This is a genomic window from Nocardia sp. NPDC004123, from assembly GCF_053603795.1.
In genome coordinates this window covers 1-19933 of sequence record NZ_JBSGGG010000043.1, presented here as the reverse complement: position 1 = coordinate 19933, position 19933 = coordinate 1, and the positions used below count along the sequence as shown (strand labels likewise).

The following is a 19933-nucleotide window of genomic DNA, read 5'->3' as shown; positions in this document are numbered from 1 at the left end:
ACGCGGTCATCGCTCCAATCGCGTGTTGAGAATCCGGGCGATCTGAGCAACCGCGCCCGGTTCGGTCATCGCGAGGTGGGCCGCATCGATGTCGAAGGTCGAGATCCGACCACGGACCACCTGCGCCCACCCCTCGTGACCCGCGGCATCGGATCGCCTGTTCTGTGTCGCGGTGAAATAGAGCATGTCGCTGTCCAGGACCGTCGGCCGCCAGGCACTGGCTGCCCGGATCGCCAGGTTGTAGGCGTCGGTCAGGCGCTCGATCATGGCGGCGTCGATGCCCAGGCCGCCCCCGAGGTGCCGTTCGATCAGATCGGCGGCCTCCTCGGCGGTCGCATCGGCGCTCACGAAATCGACGCCCATGACCGGGCCGAGATTGCTGATCAGCTCGCCGGCCGTGACGGCGCGGACCGTCGACTCGTCGACACCGCCCAGTTCGGCATCCAGCAGTGCCAGTAGCGCGACCTCTTCACCGGCGGCGCGCATCTCGACGGCAATCGCATGGGCGATCACGCCACCCAGCGACCAGCCGAGGAGGTGATAGGGGCCGTGTGGCTGAACCGCCCGAATCTCCTCGAAATAGCGTTCCGCCATGTCCTGGATCGACGTCGGACCGGGGTCCTCGCCGCCGATCTGCGGCGCCTGAATGCCATAGATCGGCCGGCCGTCGGCGAGGTACCTGTCGAAGGTGCGGTAACACCACGACAGGCCCAGGGCCGGGTGGATACAGAACAGTGGCGGTTGCTCACCGCCGGTCCGGATGGGCAGTAGCACGTCGAAGCCGATATCGGTCCGCTCGACGGTGGTACCGGAGCGCATTCCGGATTCGATCCGCTTCGCCAGGTCGGCCGGGCAGGGATCGGACAACATCCAGCTGATCGGAACCTCGTAGTCGAGTCCCTTGCGCAACTCGGTCACCACCTGCACCGACTTCAGCGAGTTGCCGCCCAAGGCGTAGAAGTCGTCGTCGGCACCCACCCGATCCACACCGAGGACCGCTCCGAAGGCCCGCGCGACCTCCTCTTCCAGCCACGACGAGGGCTCCCTGAACTCTCCCACCGCGAGCACCGGCTCCGGTAGTCGCGCACGGTCCAGCTTGCCCGACACGGTGAGGGGCACCGAGTCGAGCGCCATCACCGTGGTGGGCACCATGTAGTCGGGCAGTTCGCCGGCCGCGTGCGCCAGCACCGCCGCGGGGTCGATCGTCGCGCCTGCGGCGGGCGCCACGTAGCCGACGAGGTGGTCCGCCGTACCGGTGGTGTGCACCATGGCGATCGCGCGGGCGACGCCCGGGTACTCGGCGAGTACGGCCTCGATTTCACCGAGTTCGATGCGCAGGCCGCGCAGCTTCACCTGGAAATCGGTGCGGCCCAGGTATTCCAATTCGCCGCTGTGGCGCCAGCGCACCAGGTCGCCCGTGCGGTACAGGCGCCCGCCGTCGCCGTACGGGTCGGCCACGAACCGTTCCGCGGTCAGGCCCGGACGTGACTGATAGCCGCGCGCGAGCTGGGCGCCGGCCAGGTACAACTCCCCGGCGACACCGGGCGGTACCGGATGTAACCGGTCGTCGAGTACGTATGCCCGCGCGTTCCATACCGGTGAGCCGATCGGCATGGTGCCGCTGTCGGATTCGATCACCCGATGCGCGGTTGCGGCCACGGTGAACTCGGTCGGTCCGTACAGGTTGTGCAACTCGACCCCGGGCCAGGTTCGCCGCACCTCGGCCACCACGTCGGGCCCGAATGCCTCGCCACCCACCAGGAGCGTCCGCACCGACTCCAGCGACTCCGCAGGCACCGCGTCCGCGAATACCGCCAGCATCGACGGTACGAGCGCGGTGATCGTGACCCGCTGGGCGGCAATGGTTTCGGCGAGATAGGCCAGGTCGGTATGCCCGTCGGCGCGCGCGATCACCAGCCGCGCCCCCATCGCCAGGGTCGTGAACACTTCCCATACCGACATGTCGAACGTGGCGGGGGACTTCTGCAGCACCACGTCGTTCGACGTCAACGCGTAGGTCTCGGCGTGCCATCGCAGCTGGTTCACCACCGAACAATGCGATACCGCAACACCTTTCGGCCGACCGGTCGACCCCGAAGTGAAGAGCACGTAGGCGACGTTGTGCGGTCGCAGCGGTGCGAGCCGATCGGCGTCGGTGACCGGCGCGTCATCGAATCCGGACAGCTCCAGCCCATCGAGGGTCGACAGCTCCAACACCGGTGCGGCGATCGACAGCATGTACTCGATGCGGTCGGCCGGCAGGTCCGGATCGACCGGCACGTACCCACCACCGGCGGCGTGCACCGCGTACATGGCGGTGACCTGGTCCAGTGAGCGCCGCATGCGCAGCGCCACCAGCGACTCCGGACCCACTCCACGGCCGATCAACCACCGCGCCAACCGGTATACGCGAGAAGCGAATTCCGCATAGCTCAGCGACTGTTCGCCGAACATCACCGCGGGCCGGTCCGCATGCGCCCGCACGGAGTCGGCGAAGACCGAGGCGAGCGTCTCGCCCGGAGGGAGCCGGTGATCGGTCGAATTCCACTGCGTCAGAACGGCTTCCCGTTCATCGGCGCCGAGCAGATCCACCTCGTGTACCGGCTGCGTCGAATCGGCCACCAGTGCGCCGAGCAACCGCAGCAGGCGATCGGCGATCGTGGTCACCGTGGTCGCGTCGAAGAGGTCGCTCGCGTAGGTCACCGCGCCGCTGATGCCGGCCGGGGCGCCGGTGGAGTCGTAGGAATCCGACACCGTGACCAGCAGATCGAACAGCGCGGTGTCGGTCTCGGCCGTCACGGCCGAGACCGAGAGTCCCGGAAGGTCGAACTCGGCCTTGGCGACGTTCTGGAATGCCAGCATCACCTGGAACAGCGGATGGTGGGCGTGCGACCGTACCGGGTTCAGCTCCTGCACCAGCCGCTCGAACGGCACATCGGCGTGCCCGAACGCGGCCAGATCGGTCCCGCGCACGTGCTCGAGCAGCTGAGTGAACGTCATCCCCGGGGTCAACCGGGTCCGCAGCACCAGGGTGTTGACGAACATCCCGACCAGATCGTCGAGTTCGGGCTCGCCGCGTCCCGCGTACGGAGTGCCGATCGCTATGTCGTCCATATCGGCCAGCCGGGCCAGCGTGGCCGCCAGCGCCGCGTGGAAGACCATGAACAGCGTCGTGTTGTGTGCTCGCGCGACCTGCTGCAATGCCGCGTGCAGGTCGGCACCGACGGTGATCGGTACGGTCGCGCCCGCATAGGACTGCACGGGCGGCCGCGGCCGGTCGGTCGGTAGCTCCAGCAAGGGCGGGAGTTCCGCCAATTCGAGTGTCCAGTAGTCGATCTGGGCACGGAGTACCGAATCGGGATCGTGTTCGGTCCCCAGCACCGTCCGCTCCCAGATCGCGTAGTCGGCGTACTGCACCGGCAGCAGCGGCCAGCTCGGTGTCTCCCCGAGCAGGCGTGCGGTGTACGCGGTCATCATGTCCCGGGCCAGCGGGCCGAGCGACGACCCGTCGCAGGAAATATGGTGCGCCACCACGGCCAGGACCCACTCGTGCTGCCCCAGCTCGAACAACCGGACCCGTAGCGGCGCGTCGACCGTTACATCGAACACCGTCGAGACGAACGCCGACAACAACTCGGCCAGTTCCGATTCCGTCACCGGGGTCGCGGTGATCGGCGGAATCGCCTCGGTTGTGCGAAGAACAACCTGCGACGGCTCGCCCTCGGCATACGGGTAGACGGTCCGCAGTACCTCGTGCCGGTTCAGCACATCCGCAATGGCCGCGTGCAGCGCGTCGAGATCCAGCTCTCCGGACAGCCGCAGGATGATCGGAATACTGTAGGCGGCCGAGCCGGGCTCGAGCCGGTTCAGGAACCACATCCGTTGCTGTGCGTACGACAGCGGAATGCGCTGCGGCCGTGGCTGTGCGGTCAGCGCCACCCGCCCGGTGTGGGCCTGCGATTCGGCGCGTGCGGCCAACCTCGCGACCGTCGGCGCCTCGAAGATCATCGACACCGGCACGGTCGCGTCGAGCGCGGCACCGATCCGGGCGGCGACGCGGGTCGCCACCAGGCTGTTGCCACCCAGTTCGAAGAAGTCGTCGTCGGCGCCGATCGGAGCGTCGATGCCGAGGACGTCGGCGTAGACGCCGGCCACTATCTCCTCCACCGGTGACGCCGGGGCCCGGAATCGCCTGGCCTGCACGACGGGTGCGGGCAGGGCGGCGCGGTCGAGCTTGCCATTCGGCGACAGGGGGATCGCGTCGAGGATCATCACCGCGGCGGGCACCAGGTACGACGGCAGCATCTCGGCCAGCGCCGCCCGCAACTCCTCGCCCGAGAGGCTCGTCCCGGTTTCGGGCACCACATAGGACACCAGCTGCGCGGGGCCCGCGCCCGTACGCCACGGCGTCGTGATCGCGTATGCCACGTCCGCCCGCGCGCTCAGCGCCGCGTCGATCTCGCCGAGCTCGACCCGGTAGCCGCGGATCTTCACCTGGAAGTCGTTGCGTCCCAGGAATTCCAGGTCACCGTCGGCATTCCAGCGCACCACATCACCGGTGCGGTACATACGGCGTCCGGGTTCCCCGAACGGGTGCGCCACGAACCGCGCCGCACTCACCGCCGCCTTGTCCAGGTACCCGCGCGCCAGCGCCGGGCCGGCCAGATACAACTCTCCGGCCACCCCCACCGGAACCGGCTGCAGCCGGGCATCCAGGACCAGCGCCTGGATGCCCTGCAGCGGGGCGCCGATCGTCGGCCGGTCTCCCGATCGCAGCGCACCCGTCGCCGTGGCGACAATCGTGGCCTCGGTCGGCCCGTACAGCTCCCGGAACTTCCGGGCGCCGGCGGGATCGGTTCCCGCCCAACGGTTCACCAGATCCACCGGGACCTCGTCACCGCCGGACATCACCACCCGCACGTGGTCCAGCCCGGCCGGATCCACCGACGCGAGCGCGGCCGGGGTCATGAAGGCGTGGGTCACCCGCTGCTCGCGCAGGAGCGCGGCCAACTCTCCGCCGCCGTAGATCCCCGTCGGCGCCACCACCAGCGCACTGGCCCGGCTGACCGCCATCAGGGTCTCCATCAGGGCGGCGTCGAACGACGGCGACGCGAAATGCAGCACCCTGGACGTGTGCCGGAGGTCGAGGTCGGCGCGGAGCGACGAGACGAAATCGGCGATGCCGGAATGGGTGACGGCGACGCCCTTCGGCACCCCCGTGGATCCGGAGGTGAAGACCACGTAGGCAACGTTCGAGGCCCGCAGCGGCCGGAGTCGCTCGTCATCGCCGACCGGGCCGCTCGCCAACCCGTCGATCCGTGCGGCCACGGCCGCGTCGTCGAGCACGATCCAGTCCACCGAATCGGGCATTCCGGCAGCTGCCGACGACACCGTCACGCCCAGCGCCGCACCAGAATCCGACACCATCTGCGCGATCCGGCCTTCGGGATAGGCAGGGTCCACCGGCACGAAGGCCGCACCCGACTTCACCACCGCCCACCACGCGACGACGGACTCCATCGACCGCGCTGCCGCCACCAGCACCGAACTCTCCGGTCCGGCGCCTCGGCTGATCAGCAACCTCGCCAGCCGGCTCGACCACTCGTCCAGCTGTACATACGACAACGTGGCATCTCCCGCGACGACGGCGATACCGTCGCCGTTGTCCCGGACGGCCGAGGCGAGGACTTCCGGCAGCAATCCGGACGGCTCCGGCGCCGCCGAGGTGCGTGCCCCCACCCGCGAGGTGAGCGCCGAGCGCTCGTCGGCGTCCAGCCAGTCGATATCCCCGACCACGACGGCCGGATCGTCGACGACGGCTTCCAGGACCCGCATCAGCCGCCGGATGATTCCCGCCGCGGTCGGCTCGTCGAACAGATCCCGCGCATAGCTCATCATGCCCGAGATGCCTTGCGCTGCACCGGCATCGGACGATTCCGACAGCACCAGTTGCAGGTCGAACTGGGTCGCCCCGGTATCCACCTCCGCCCGGGCGACCCGGACATCGGGCAGCGCCACCTCGACGTTCGACAGATTCTCGAACGCCAGGGCCACCTGGAACAACGGATGCCGGGCCGCCGATCGCTCCGGCTTCAACTCCTCCACGACCCGCTCGAACGGCACGTCCGCGTGTTCGAATGCCAGCAGGTCCGTGTCCCGGGCGCGCGCCAGCAACTCGGTGAACGGCTCGCCGGTATCCACCCGGGTCCGCAATGTCAGCGTGTTAACGAACATCCCGACCAGCCCGTCCAGGCCGGGCTCGCCCCGCCCCGCGATCGGGGTGCCGATCACGACGTCGTCGGTATTGCCGAGTCGCCCCAAAACCGTTGCCAGCGCGGCATGCATCACCATGAACAGCGACGATCCCCGCGACCGTGCCAGCGTGAGCAGCTGCTCGTGCAGCCTGGCGCCGATCTCCAGCGGTACCCGGCTTCCCGACAGCGATGCGACGGCCGGGCGCGGCCGGTCCGCCGGGAGGTCCAGCCGGTCCGGTGCGCCCGCGAGCGTCGAGCGCCAGAAGTCCAGCTGGGTGGACATCAACGACGCCGGATCGTCTGCGGCCCCGAGCATCTGCCGTTGCCACCACGCGAAATCCGCGTACTGCACCGCGAGTGGCTCCCACTCCGGCGCGTGCCCGGCCAGTCGCGCGGCGTACGCCACCATGACGTCATGGGCCAGTGGGCCCATCGACTGACCATCGCCGGCGATGTGATGGACCACCAGCACCAGCAGGAATTCTCCTGTGTCACTGCCGGGTTCGGCGTCGAGCTCGAACAATCCCACTCGCATCGGCACGCGGGCGGTCACATCGAATCCGCGTCGCACGAATTCGCCCACCACATCCGGGACCGCATCCGGCGGTACCCGCTCCGGCTCCATCGGCACCGCGGGCTCGTCGAAAACGACCTGCCGCGGCTCACCGGAGACTTCCGGATAGATCGTCCGCAATACTTCGTGCCGTCCGACCACGTCCGCGAGCGCGGCCGCCAGCGCTTCGGTGTTCAGCCGCCCGGACAACCGCAGCATCACCGGAATGTTGTAGGCCGGGGAATCCGGCTCGAACCGGTTCAGGAACCACATCCGCTGCTGCGCCAGCGACAGCGGCACGGGGTCGGGGCGCACTCCGGACACCAGGGGCACGCGGCCCCCATCGCCGAGTGACCCGGCGCGCGCGGCCAATTCGGCGACGGTCGGCGCCTCGAAAACCGATCGCACCGGCACTCGCACGTTCAGGGCCGCACCCAGGCGCCCCACCACCAGCGAGGCGCTCAGCGAATCGCCGCCCAGCGCGAAGAAGTCGTCGTCGGCGCCCACCCCGTCCACGTCGAGCACCTGCTCGAATGTTCGCGCGACCAGCTCTTCCATCCCTGGTGCCGGTGCCCGGAACTCGCGCACGACGGCAACCGGCTCGGGCAGTCGCTCACGATCCAGCTTCCCGTTGGCGGTCAGCGGTACCTCGTCCAGCACGATCACCGCGGACGGCACCATGGTCCGGGGCAGCGTCTCGGCCAGTGCCGCACGCAACTCCGCGCCCGATACCTCGGTTCCGGTCGCGGGCATGACGTAGGACACGAGCTGCACCGACCGGCCGTCCTCGCGGCGGGGCACGGTGACCGCGTATGCCACATCCGCACGCGCGCCCAGCGCCGCGTCGATCTCCCCGAGCTCGATTCTGGTGCCGTGCACCTTGACCTGAAAATCGTTGCGTCCCAGGAATTCCAACTCGCCATCGGCGCTGCGGCGCACCACGTCACCGGTGCGGTACATGCGCTGACCCGCTCCCTCGAACGGGCATGCGACGAACCGCGCCGCGGTCAACCCCGTCCTGGCGACGTAGCCATCGGCCAGTCCGGCGCCGAACAGGTACAGCTCGCCCGCGATACCGTCCGGTACGGGTCGGAGCCAGGTATCCAGGACCACGGCCGCGACGGTGCCGATCGGCCTGCCGATCGTGATCGCGGCACCGGGCGCCAGCGCAGTGCTGGTGGTAGCCCAGATCGTGGTCTCGGTCGGCCCGTACAGATTGACCATGGTGCGGCGCGGCGCCCACCGATCGACCAGTTCGGTCCCGACCGGCTCACCGGCTGCCGCGAGCACTCGCAGCTCGTCGAGACCGTCGGGCGAGACCGTCGCGAGCGCCGAGGGGGTCACGATGGCGTGCGAAATACGTTCATGTGCAATCAGATCCGCCAATTGGGGGCCGGCGTAGATCTCGGCGGGAGAGACGACCAGCCGGCCGCCCGAACCGTGCGCCATCAACAACTCGAACACCGAGGCGTCGAAGCTGGGCGAGGCGACCTGCAGGACCACAGACATCGGGTCGGCGCCGAACAGTCGCCGTTGCGCCGCGACGATTTCGGCCAGGCCGCGATGGCTGACGAGTGCGCCCTTGGGCGTTCCGGTCGACCCGGAGGTGTAGCTCACGTAGGCGATCTGATCCCGCCGGATCGGCCCGCCGCGTTCGGCATCGGTGATCGGCAGGGCGGGCGCCGAGTCCACGGCGCCGAGCGCCTGGTCCTCGTCGAGGATCAGCCAATCGGCGCCGTCGGGAGGACGTTTCCCGGTGGACGTATCGGTCAGTCCGAGCACGGTTCCCGAGTCGGACAGCAGAAATTCGATCCGGTCCGAGGGCAGGGCCGGATCGATCGGCAGGAATGCGGCACCGGTCTTCGCCACGGCCCACACGGTGACGGTCGCCGCCAGGGAACGCGGAAGTACGGAGGCGACGACCTGTCCCCGCCGGGCGCCGTGCCGCAGCAGGACCCGGGCCAGACGGGTGGATCGCTCGTCGAGCTGGCGGTAGGTCATGGTGGTCGTGCCGTATCGCACGGCGATCGCGTCGGGATCGGCGGCAGCGGAGGCGGCGAGTATCCGGTCCAGCGTGTCCGGGACCGTAGCTTCCGCACGGGAATCCGGCCACGATGGCCGCGGCTCCTCGTCGAGCGGTAGCTCACCGAGTCGCGTATCGGCGTTCGCGGCGAACCGGCACAGCAACTCGACGAAGCGGTCGAGGATGCGGCGCGCCGAGACGGTGTCGAATTCACGGTCATGGAACCGGAGGGTGATCCGCAGTCCTTGTGGCTCGCCGTGCTCGGACTGCGTGGGTTCCACGATCAGGCTCAGCGGGTACGGTGTCGCGTCCAGTTCACTGAGTTCGTTCACCCACAGGCCCGCCGAATCGACGAGCTGCTGCAATGCCCTCCGGTCGACGGGGAACGACTGGAAGGTGAGGGCGGTGTCGAAGAGTTCGGGCAGGCCGGCGCTGCGGTGGATCTCGGGCAGGCCGATATGGTGATGCTCCAGCATGCGGGCGTGCCGCGCCTGAATGCCGATCAGCAACTCGCGGACCGTCATCGTGGGTTCGAGCGGGACGCGCACGGGAATCGTATTCAGGAACATGCCGAGCGCCTGATCGACCAGCGGCAGTTCCGGGGGCCGGCCCGACACCGAGGAACCGAAGATCACGTCGGTCTCGCCGGTGAGTACTCGCAGATTCAGGGCCCAGGCCGCGGCCACGGCCGTATTGATGGTGACGGCCGCCTCCGCCGCCATGCGACGGAGTGCTCCGAAACGATCCGCCGTCACCTCGGCCCCGACCTCGGCGGCGGATACCGCGCCCGCCGCGCCCGCGTCGCGGGACACCCGGGTGGGTGCGCCGACATCCGAAAAGGCTTGCGCCCATGCCGCTTTGGATGCGGCGCTGTCCTGCCGGCCCAGCCAGGCCAGATAGTCGCGGTAGGAGGGCGCGGGTCCGGCGGAGTCGATATGTTCGGGAGATCCGTAGTAGTCGAGCAGCTCTCGCATCAGCAGCGGCATCGACCAGCCGTCCAGGATCACATGGTGATTCGTGACCAGCAGCCGGAAGGACTCCGCATCGAGACGGATGAGCGTCAAGCGCAACAGCGGGGGAGCCGACAGGTCGAATCCCGCCGCCGCGTCCGCCGCGGCAATCGATTCCGGGTCGGCCGGGGATTCCGCATCGCCGCCATCGGCGAGATCGATCTCCCGGAAGTCGATCTCGGCATGGTCCAGCACGATCTGGCACGGCCCGGCCGACGTCTCCGCGAAAGCGGCCCGCAGGATGTCGTGCCGGTCGACCACGGCCTGCACCGCACGCCGCAGGCGCTCACCGTCGACCGCGCCGGAAAATCCGATCATCGTCTGGACGGTGTAGTTGTCCGCCGCTTCCGGATCGAACGTCGAGTCGAAGTGCATTCCGGATTGCATGGGCGACAACGGCCATACGTCGGACAGCCCGGGGTACTGCCGCTCGAGCCGATCGATGTCCTGCTGCGTGAGCGTGACGAGCGAAGAATCCGAGGCGCGATACGCGTGATCGGCCTTCGGGAGTCGCGGGGGTTCCTCGATGGTCACCGGAGCCGCATCGCCGCCCGCCGTCACGGCGAGAGCGGCAACTGTCTTGCCTTCGAACACATCTCGCGGCGTGAGCGTGAGCCCGGCGGATCTCGCCAGCGCCACCAGCCGCATCGAGACGATGCTGTCCCCGCCGAGCGCGAAGAAGTTGCTGTCGGCGGACACGGTGTCGAGATGGAGCACATCGGCGAAGAGTTTCGCCACGATCTGCTCCGTTGGCGTCGACGGCGGTCTGCCGCCCGTGGCGTCGGCATCGAAGGCACGCTGCTGCAAGGCTTTCCGATCGACCTTGCCCGTGGGTGTGCGCGGCATCTCCGCCAGCCGCACGATCGCCGCGGGATTCATATAGCGCGGCAGCCTGCCCGCGAGATCGCCCTCGATGGCCGCCACATCGACGGCAGCGCCCGGCGCGGAGACGACATAGGACACCAGAACCGGTTCGCCGGCAGGCCCTTGCACCGCCACGGTGGCGACGCTCGCCACGTCCGGGCGCCGGGCCACGTGCGCATCGATTTCCCCCGGCTCGATCCGCAGGCCGTGAATCTTGACCTGCTGATCGCAGCGGCCCAGGTATTCCAGCGCCAACCCGGCGGGTCCGCGCACCCAGCGCACGGAATCACCGGTGCGGTAGATCCGCTCGCCGCGGGTGGATCGCGGATCCGCGACGAAGCGCGACGCGGTCACGCCGCGTCGGCCGACGTATCCGCGGGCGAGTCCGGGTCCGCCGATATAGAGTTCGCCCGCGACACCGACCGGCACCGGTCGCAGCCACGGGTCGAGCACCATCGCGGACGCGCCCCGGATCGGGCCACCGATCGTCACCGGGTCGCCGGGTGCGAGGGCATCCGACCCCGTTGCCCAGATCGTGCACTCGGTCGGGCCGTAGTGATTCATCAGCCGTCGCCCCGGGGCCCACCGGTTCACAGTGTCCGGCCCGACAGCTTCACCGACGACCGCGAGCGATGTCAGCGACGGTATCCGGGACGGATCCATGGTATTGAGCACGGTCGGGGTGATGATCGCGTGCGAAACCTGGTGCGACCGAAGCAATTCCTCGAGGTCGGTCCCGGCGAATACCTCCGGCGGCGCCACCACGAGACAGGCGCCGTTGCTGTGCGCCAACAGCAACTCCGCCACGCAGGCGTCGAATCCCGGCGACGCGACCTGCAACACCACCGAATCCGGCGTCGGCGCGAAGGCATCGGCCTGCGCCGCGACCAGATCGGCCAGACCTCGATGGCTGAGGTGGACCGCCTTCGGTGTGCCGGTCGATCCGGACGTGTAGATCACGTATGCCGCATTGTCGGCCGACAGGCGGTCGCCCCCGGCCACACCGGACGGGTGGGGGAGACCCTCGTGCGCGTCCGATGTGACAGCATCCAGGATCAACCAGTCGACGGTATCCGGAAGCTGCTGTGCCACAGCGCTTGTCGTCACACCAAGCGTGGTCCGTGAGTCGGACAGCAACTCCCCGGTCCGCGCGGCGGGATTGCCGGGATCCAACGGCAGGAAGGCGGCACCTGTTTTCGCCACCGCCCAGATCGCGACGACGAGTTCGGCCGAGCGGGGCAGGGCCAGGGCGACGATCGACTCGGCACGAGCACCGCGGCCGACCAGCAGGCGAGCGAACGCGTCGGCGCGATGCTCCAGCTCACGATAGGTCCACGTGGTGTCACCGCACCGGACGGCCACGGCATCCGGATACCGCCGCGCGGTCCCCGACAGCATGTCGCGGAGCACGAGGTCCGCGGCCGGCTGCTCGTTGCCGACCGAAAGCAGTTGCGCGCGTTCGGAATCCCAGCAGGAGGAGATCGAGGAGACCTTCCGGGCGGGATCGCCGACGATCTGCGTGAGCAGCAGCTCGAATCGTTCGAGCAGCGTGCGGGCCTCGTCCGAGTCGAATCGGTCGGTGGCGAATTTCAGTGTCACCGTGTAGGTTCCGGGCTCGCCGGTGTCCGGTCCGCCCTCGCGACTCGACCGCGGCGGGGTCACCTGCAGACTCAGCGGATACGGCGTGGCATCGTGCGCGACGATCTCGACGAGCCGCAATCCGGCGTCGGAGAGATCGTGTGCCAGCAATTCCCGGTCGAACGGATAGGACTCGAGCACCGTCGCGGTATCGAACATGTCGGTGATGCCGGCGGCCCGCTGCAACTCCGCCAAGCCGATGTGCTGATGATCCAGCATCGTCGCCTGCTCGGATTGCACGCGGACGAGCAGGTCGCCGACGGTCTCGTCGGGTTCGAGCCGGACGCGGACGGGCAGCGTGTTGACCATGAGCCCGACCATGCGCTCGACGTCCGGAATCCGCGGCGGGCGGTTCGACACCGTATTGCCGAACACCACGTCCGGCCGTCCGGCCTGGACGGCCACCAGCAATGCCCACGCCACGTGCAGGGCCGTGTTGGGGGTGACGCCATGCGAGCGGCCGAGGTCGAGAATCGCGGCGGTGGTCGCGGCGTCCAGGTTCAGGCCGACTTCGTCGGCGTGCGCGGTGACGGTCCGATCCGGCCCGTTCGTGATGCGCGTCGGACTGTCGATTCCGGCGAGCATCTCCCGCCACGCGGCGGTCGCGGCGTCTCGGTCCTGGGCCTGCAGCCACTGTAGATACTCACGGTACGAACGCGGGGGCGCGAGCTGGGCCGTATCGCAGTCGGATATGTACAGCGCGAGTAACTCGTGGATCAGCAGGGGCATCGACCAGCCGTCGAGCACGAGGTGGTGGTTGGTGACCAGCAACTGGAACATTTCGACGCCGGTGCGGACGAGGTGGAAACGCACCAGCGGCGGCCGGGCCGGATCGAACGGAGCCGCGGCCGCCGTCGCGAGTCGCCGCAGTGCTTCCGCCTGCCGGCCGACACCGCTGAGATTCGACTCGCCCCAATCGACCGTGGTGTCGCGCAATACGATCTGGCGTGGCCCATCGTCACTCTCGACGAACGCGGTCCGCAGACTGTCGTGCCGGTCGATGAGCACCTGTGCGGCCCGTCGCATCCGGTCCCCATCCACCTGCCCGGCGAACGTCAGCGCCGCCTGCACGATGTAGCCGTCGACGCCGTCCGGGTCGTAGATCGTGTGGAACAGCAGCCCGGACTGCAGGGCGGTGAGTGGCCACACATCGGTCATCGACGGGTATTCCCGCAGCCAGCGGTCGACATCGTCCTGCGATACCGCGGTGAGCGGGAAGTCGGATGGCGTGAAGCTGTAGGTGGTTTCGGACCGGACGTGATCGGCCAGCGCCCCCAGGGCTCGAGCCCACAGTCCGGCGAGCTCGCCGACCTCCTCACCCGTCAACACCTGTGCGGCGAACTCCCAGGTCGCGGCCAGTTCGAGCCCGTCGTGGCCTTCTTCGGCGATCGCGTTGATATCGAGCACGGCCGGCAGCGCCATCGCCGGATCGCTCGTCGCGGTCAGCGCGGTGAATTCCGTGGTAGGTGCCCAGGGCCCCGAGCGTTCACCGGAACCCACCCGCCCGAGGTAGTTGAAGCTGACCTGAGGTTCGGGCAGCTCTGCGAGCTCGGCGCGGCCCTGGGAATCGAGATGACGCAGTACCTGATAGCCGATGCCGTTGCCGGGCACCGCGCGCAGCTGCTCCTTCACCTGCCTTATCGCCAGTCCCGCACTCACGCCGCCGGCCAGCGCATCATCGAGATCGACGTTCTCCCAGTCGATCCGGACCGGGAAGCGGGTGGTGAACCAGCCGACGGTGCCGCTCGGATCGGCGCCGGGTACGGCCGGCTCCTCACGGCCGTGTCCTTCCAACGAGATCAACTCTCCGGCCGCCGCCGTACCACGCCTGCGCCGCCACTCACCGAGGGCGAGCACCAGAGCGGCCACCAGCGGATCGTTGGCGCTGCAGTGGAAGCGGTCCGGAATGGTGGTGAGCACCGCCTCGGCAACCGCTGCCGGGATACGCTGATCGACCCGGCCCGCCGTGGCCCCGATGTCACGATCCGGGATCAGACGACGCGATCCGAGTAGATGATCGCCGCGCTCGAGGACGTCTTTCCACAGGTCGAGCTCCGCCGCCCGCCTGCCCGGCGCCTGCTCGACCAAGCCGTGCACCCATCGCCGAAACGAGGTGGTGAGCGGGCCGAAATGCGGCTCGCCGCCGGCGGAGACCTGCGCCCAGGCCTGCGCGAGGTCGGTGAGGATGATGCGCCACGACACCGCGTCGACGGCGAGATGGTGGATCACCAGCCACATCAGGTCGGGTCCGGAGCCGCTGCGATCCTGAATCCAGACGGCCTGCACGAGCGCACCGTTGCCCGGGTCCAATCGATCCGCGGCTCGGTTCAGGTGCCGGTCGACTTCGGCGGCGTCACGTCGATCGAGCCGGACTTCGACGAGCGCGGCCTCCGGGTCGACCGCTTCCCGATCGAGTACCTCGACGAACCGATCGGCCGAACCGCTGCCGCGCAATACCGCGCGCAGCATGTCGTGGCGGTTCAGCAGGGATCCCAGCGCGCGCACCAGACCCGCCCGATCGACCCCCTCGGGCAGCTGCACCAGCGCGGCCTGCGCAAATCGGTCGTAATGACCGCGGTCCAGCATGGCGTGCATGATCGGCGACAACGGCATCGGTCCCACGCCGCCACCGGGCAACTCGGCCAGCCCGGGAGTATCGCCGACTTCCGTCGCCGTGGCCGCCAGGCCCGCAACGGTCTTGTGCACGAACACGTCCTGCGTGGAGAAGCTCAGGCCTTCGGCCTTGGCCCCCGCCACCAGCCGGATCGACAGAATGCTGTCGCCGCCGAGGGCGAAGAAGCTGTCGTCCGCCCCGACCCGCGGCACGCCGAGCACCTCGGTGAACAACCGTGCGATCGTCTTTTCCCGGGCCGTGGCCGGTGCCCGCCCGACCGGCGCGGTCCCGAATTCGGGCTTCGGCAAGGCGTGGCGATCGAGCTTGCCGAAGGCGTTCACCGGGAGGCTGTCCAACGGGAGGACCACCGCCGGGACCATATGCGGCGGTAGCGAATCGCGAGCGAAGCGCAGGATTTCGACCGGATCGATCCGGCGGCCGCTGACCGGGACGACATAGGACGCCAGCACGGTCGTGCCGACGTTGTTCTGCACCGGCACCGTGACACACAGATCCACGTCGTCGTGTGTGGTGAGCGCGGCGTCGACTCCACCCGGTTCGATCCGGTATCCGCGGATCTTGATCTGGAAGTCGCTGCGGCCCATCAACTCCAGCGTCGTCTCGCCGTTCTCGCAGGTCCAGCGCGCGATGTCGCCGGTGCGATACATGCGCGCGCCGGTGCCGCCGTACGGATCGGCGACGAACCGGGCGGCGGTTTCGACGAACAGATGGCTGTATCCCCGGGCCAATCCCGGCCCGGCGAGGTACAACTCGCCCGCGGTGCCCCTGGGCACCGGCTGCAGCGCCCGGTCCAGCACCATGGCCGAGACGCCACGGATGGGGCCACCGACCGTGTGGGCGCGGCCCGGTCTCAGCATGGCGCCGGCGGCGGTCACGGTGGATTCGGTGGGACCGTACTCGTTGTACATGGACGCCGACAGGGTCCACCGCTCCACGAGGTGCGGTGGGCAGACGTCGCCCCCGACCACGACCACCTGCACGTCGGTCGGCAGCTGCGGGTCGACCGTGGCCAGCATCGTGGGTGTCAGCGTCAGGTGGGTCACGTGCTCATCGGCCAGCAGTTGCGTGAGCGACTCGCCGCCGGTCACCTCGGGCGGCACGATCACCAACGTGGACCCGCTCGCGAAGCAGGTCAGAAACTGTTCCAGGGAGGCGTCGAAACTGGGCGAGAGGGCATAGGACACACGGGATTTCGTGTCGATGCCGTACGTGGCGGCGCGATCGGCAACGAGATTCGCGAGGCCGGTGTGCGTGACCTGGACGCCCTTCGGTGCTCCGGTGGATCCCGAGGTGTAGGTCATATAGGCGACGTTGGACGGTCGTAGTGGGCGGATGCGGTCCGCATCGGAAATCGGCCCGCTCGCGGTGTCGCCTCCGGCCAGGGTTGCGGGGTCGTCGAGAACCACGGGGTGAATCCCCCGCGGGAGCCGCCCGCGCAGGGCGTCGACCGTTATCGCCACGGTCGCGCCGCTGTCGGCAACCATGTGGTCTATCCGCTTCGACGGGTACTCGGGGGCCAGCTGGACGAACGCCGCCCCGCTCTTCGCGACCGCCCATGTCGCCACGACCGATTCGACCGAGCGTCGCAGCATGATCGCCACCGCCGTGTCCGGACCACACCCCAGCGCGATCAGATGCCGGGCCAGCTGCGAGGATCTCGTGTCCAGCTCGCCGTACGTCATCGTCTTGCCGCCCGAGACGATCGCGCACCCGCTACTGTTCCGGCGCGCGCTTTCGCTGAGAATCTCTGGAAGCAGCCGTGTTTCGACCGCGCTGGGCCCTCGCACGGGTAATAGCGCAGAGCGTTCCTGCATTTCGAGTAGCGGCAGCCTGCTGACCTTGCATTCCGGTCCGCCGGCGAGGAATTCGTGCATGAACATGCGGAACCGTCGATGGTGATCAGCGAGCTCCTCAGGGCTGTACGAATTCGGATTTCCCTGGAAGTCGATATGCGTGCTCTCTCGGCCCGCGCCCGGGTAGATATTGACGAAGAGGTCGGCGGTGGGTCCTGAGGTGAGGACGTGCAGGCGGCCTGTCGTGTTGCCCAGTACAACCTCGTTCTCGACCATCATGAGGTTCACGGCCGGCCCGAATGATGCCGCCTCGTCGCGCGCAATCCCCATGTCATGGAATATGTCCTCTTGGCGGTAGCGCTGCCGCCGGAGTGCACTCGTCAACTCGCTTTTCACCGCGGCGATCAGTTCACCGACGCTTTGACCGGCGACCTGTACTCGCAGCGGGACCACATTTGCCACCATCCCCCCGGAACGGCGCAGCACGGCGGAGTGCCGGCCCGAAACGGGCAGGCTCAGCAATACTTCATCGCTTCCGGTCATCCGCGCGAGATAAGCCGCGAACGCCGCAACGATGATCGGAGTCACGCTCGACTCGTGCTCGAACGCGACGTTTTCGAGCAGCTGCGCGGTGTCGTCCCCCAGCTCTGTGCTGACCAGCGTCGGATGAATGGTGGGTTTGCTCAACCGGGCGGCCAGGCTGACGACGGGAGGTGCGCCCGCCAGGTGCTCCATCCAGTGTTCGCGGTCATTGTCGAGACGCGTCGAATGGCGGTACGCCAGATCTTGCTCGACGACTTCTCGCAGGTCCTGCGCCTGGCACGGCGCCGGCTCCTCGGACTTCACCCAAGCGTTGTACAGCTCGGTCATCCGATGCAGCATTGTTACCGCGGCGAATCCGTCGAGCGCGATGTGGTGTGCGCGCTGATACCACAGGTAATGGTCCTCGCCGACCTGGAACACGATGCTCGTCATGAGGTGGTCGTTCAGCAGGTCCAATGGAGCGGAATAATCCTCGACCATCATTCTGTGCGCAGTCGCAACGGGATCGACGTGCCGGCGCAGGTCCATGACCGACGCCGGGCCGCCATTTTCCTCGTCGACGAACTGGCAGGGCTCTCCGTCGACCTCGATCAGGCGCAGATGTCCCGATCCGAACTCCCGACCGGCGGTTCTGCATGCCTCGGCAAGTAGTTCCGCATCCAACTCGCCGACGATCTCGACGTATTGGGCGACAGATATCGGCGTGGATTCCGCGAGATGCTGAGCAAACCAGATTCCCCGCTGCGCCGACGTCAGCGGAAGAATATCGGCCGGCGATGGATTACTGCTGGGCGTGTTGGAACTGTTACCCGAATGTGTGTGCCTGGAGGATTGACTGGAGGATTGAAATGTGCCTGTTGGCAACGATTTGGAACGGTCGGGATTGCTTTCGATGCCACTCTCCGGTTGGCGCATTTCGACCTCCGCAAAATATCGTTCATTTCAGGAACTCAAAACGCCCGAGGACCGGCTGATACGTTGTTGCGCGCCGGTCCGGGGACCACGAACGAGGCCAGGGCGGGGACCATTTCCAAACCCGCATAGTGCTGAATACGTCGAGTCCGTCGCCAAGATCATTACAGCCGATGCCGACCGATTCGGGACTCATTACGCCCACGGCTAATTTCCGGCCACCAGTTGCGGTACCTTCGACCGGCGCTCGACCGTCGACCGATACACGATGGCAACATCCCCGACCCCGGTAACACCCCCCGACTCCTCGACGAACGGTCCGGTACGTCAACGCCCCCAGCGTCGACCACACCCCGTCGCAGACGCCGCTGTACCGACCGGCAAACCTTCCCCGGCGGTCCCTCCGCCGACGCAACCCCGCGCACCACCGTCTGCTCCGTTGCAGCTTCGACTGAGGCCATGCCGGACATCCCAACTCCAAAACCGACTGTCCATTATGATTCGACGCCGACGCCGCAACCGATTGGTCCCTCGACCAAAATTTTTGAAACAGATGCACTCCAGTGATGCATGTCTACGTTGTCGAGCGCCTCGGCAACCGGTCTGACCTGCGTAATCGGTGTTTCTTGGTTGCGGTTCGGCTGGTGGCGCGACCGGGCGACACGCCGGAAGCTGCCCGCGCTGACGGTGTCGATCGGCGATGAGTGGGCGGTCGGTGAACAGTCTGCAATCCCTGGTTCCGTTCCAATGGGGGCCATACCGCATTCCACTGTTTCAATCAATGATTGAAACAGTGATTGAAGACATGCTTAGCTGCCCTCATGACCGAGAAGCTCTCAATGGAAGGCCGAGCATGAACAAGCGAGTCGCGGGCAAGGTGGCCCTCGTCAGCGGAGGCGCGCGTGGCATGGGCGCGGCGCATGCCCGTGCTCTGGTCGAGCACGGCGCCCGCGTGGTGGTCGGTGACCTGCTCGAGACCGAAGGCAGAGCGCTGGTGGCCGAATTGGGTCCGGCGGCTCGCTTCGTTCACCTGGACGTGACCGACCCCGAGCACTGGAAGCGGGCCGTGAGTGTCGCCGTCGAGGAGTTCGGTTCGCTGACCGTCCTGGTGAACAATGCCGGAATCGTCAACGGCAACACCATCGTCGACTTCGAACTGGCGGCCTGGCAGCAGATCGTCGACATCAATCTGACCGGTACCTTCCTCGGCATCCAGGCCTCGGCCACGGCGATGATGAATGCCGGCATCGGGTCGATCGTGAATATCTCGTCGGTCGAGGGCCTGCGGGGCAGCGTCGGACTGCATGGCTACACCGCCACCAAGTTCGCGGTCCGCGGATTGACCAAATCGGCCGCACTCGAGTTGGCACAGCACAACATTCGCGTGAACTCGGTCCACCCCGGCATGGTGCGCACACCGATGACCGAGGGCATCCCCGAGGACTTCCTGCAGATCCCGCTCGGCCGCGCCGCCACCGCCGACGAGGTCGCCAATCTCGTCGTCTACCTGGCCAGCGACGAATCCAGCTACACGACCGGCGCGGAGCACGTCATCGACGGCGGGCTGATCGTCGGCGTCCCACACAAGACGCTCGGATAACGGCGCTACCCAACGGATTCGAGGATTTGATTCATGACCAATGCCGTTGATCTGCAGGCTCTGGCCGCTCGGGTGGCCGGGAAGCTGACCGGGCCGGGTGGGCCGTTC

Annotated in this window: 2 protein-coding genes; one reads left to right on the top strand and one right to left on the bottom strand. The window is 67.9% G+C overall.

All coding sequences use genetic code 11. From position 1 onward, the window contains the following. Positions 1-6: 6 nt before the first annotated feature. Complete coding sequence (locus tag ACWEQQ_RS42190; protein WP_452352174.1) at positions 7-18228, bottom strand: amino acid adenylation domain-containing protein; 18222 nt, start codon at positions 18226-18228, stop codon at positions 7-9. Between the two features lie 850 nt (positions 18229-19078). On the opposite strand from ACWEQQ_RS42190, the gene ACWEQQ_RS42185 reads away from it, so the two are divergent. Then, positions 19079-19825, top strand: a complete 747-nt coding sequence (locus ACWEQQ_RS42185; protein ID WP_452345238.1) for a glucose 1-dehydrogenase — start codon at positions 19079-19081, stop codon at positions 19823-19825. Positions 19826-19933 lie beyond the last annotated feature (108 nt).

What these genes read in the sequence shown, in the direction of transcription:
- ACWEQQ_RS42190 (WP_452352174.1), bottom strand. Translation starts at nt 18,228, where the DNA reads ATGCGCCAACCGGAGAGTGGCATCGAAAGCAATCCCGACCGTTCCAAA.
- ACWEQQ_RS42185 (WP_452345238.1), top strand. Translation starts at nt 19,079, where the DNA reads ATGAACAAGCGAGTCGCGGGCAAGGTGGCCCTCGTCAGCGGAGGCGCG.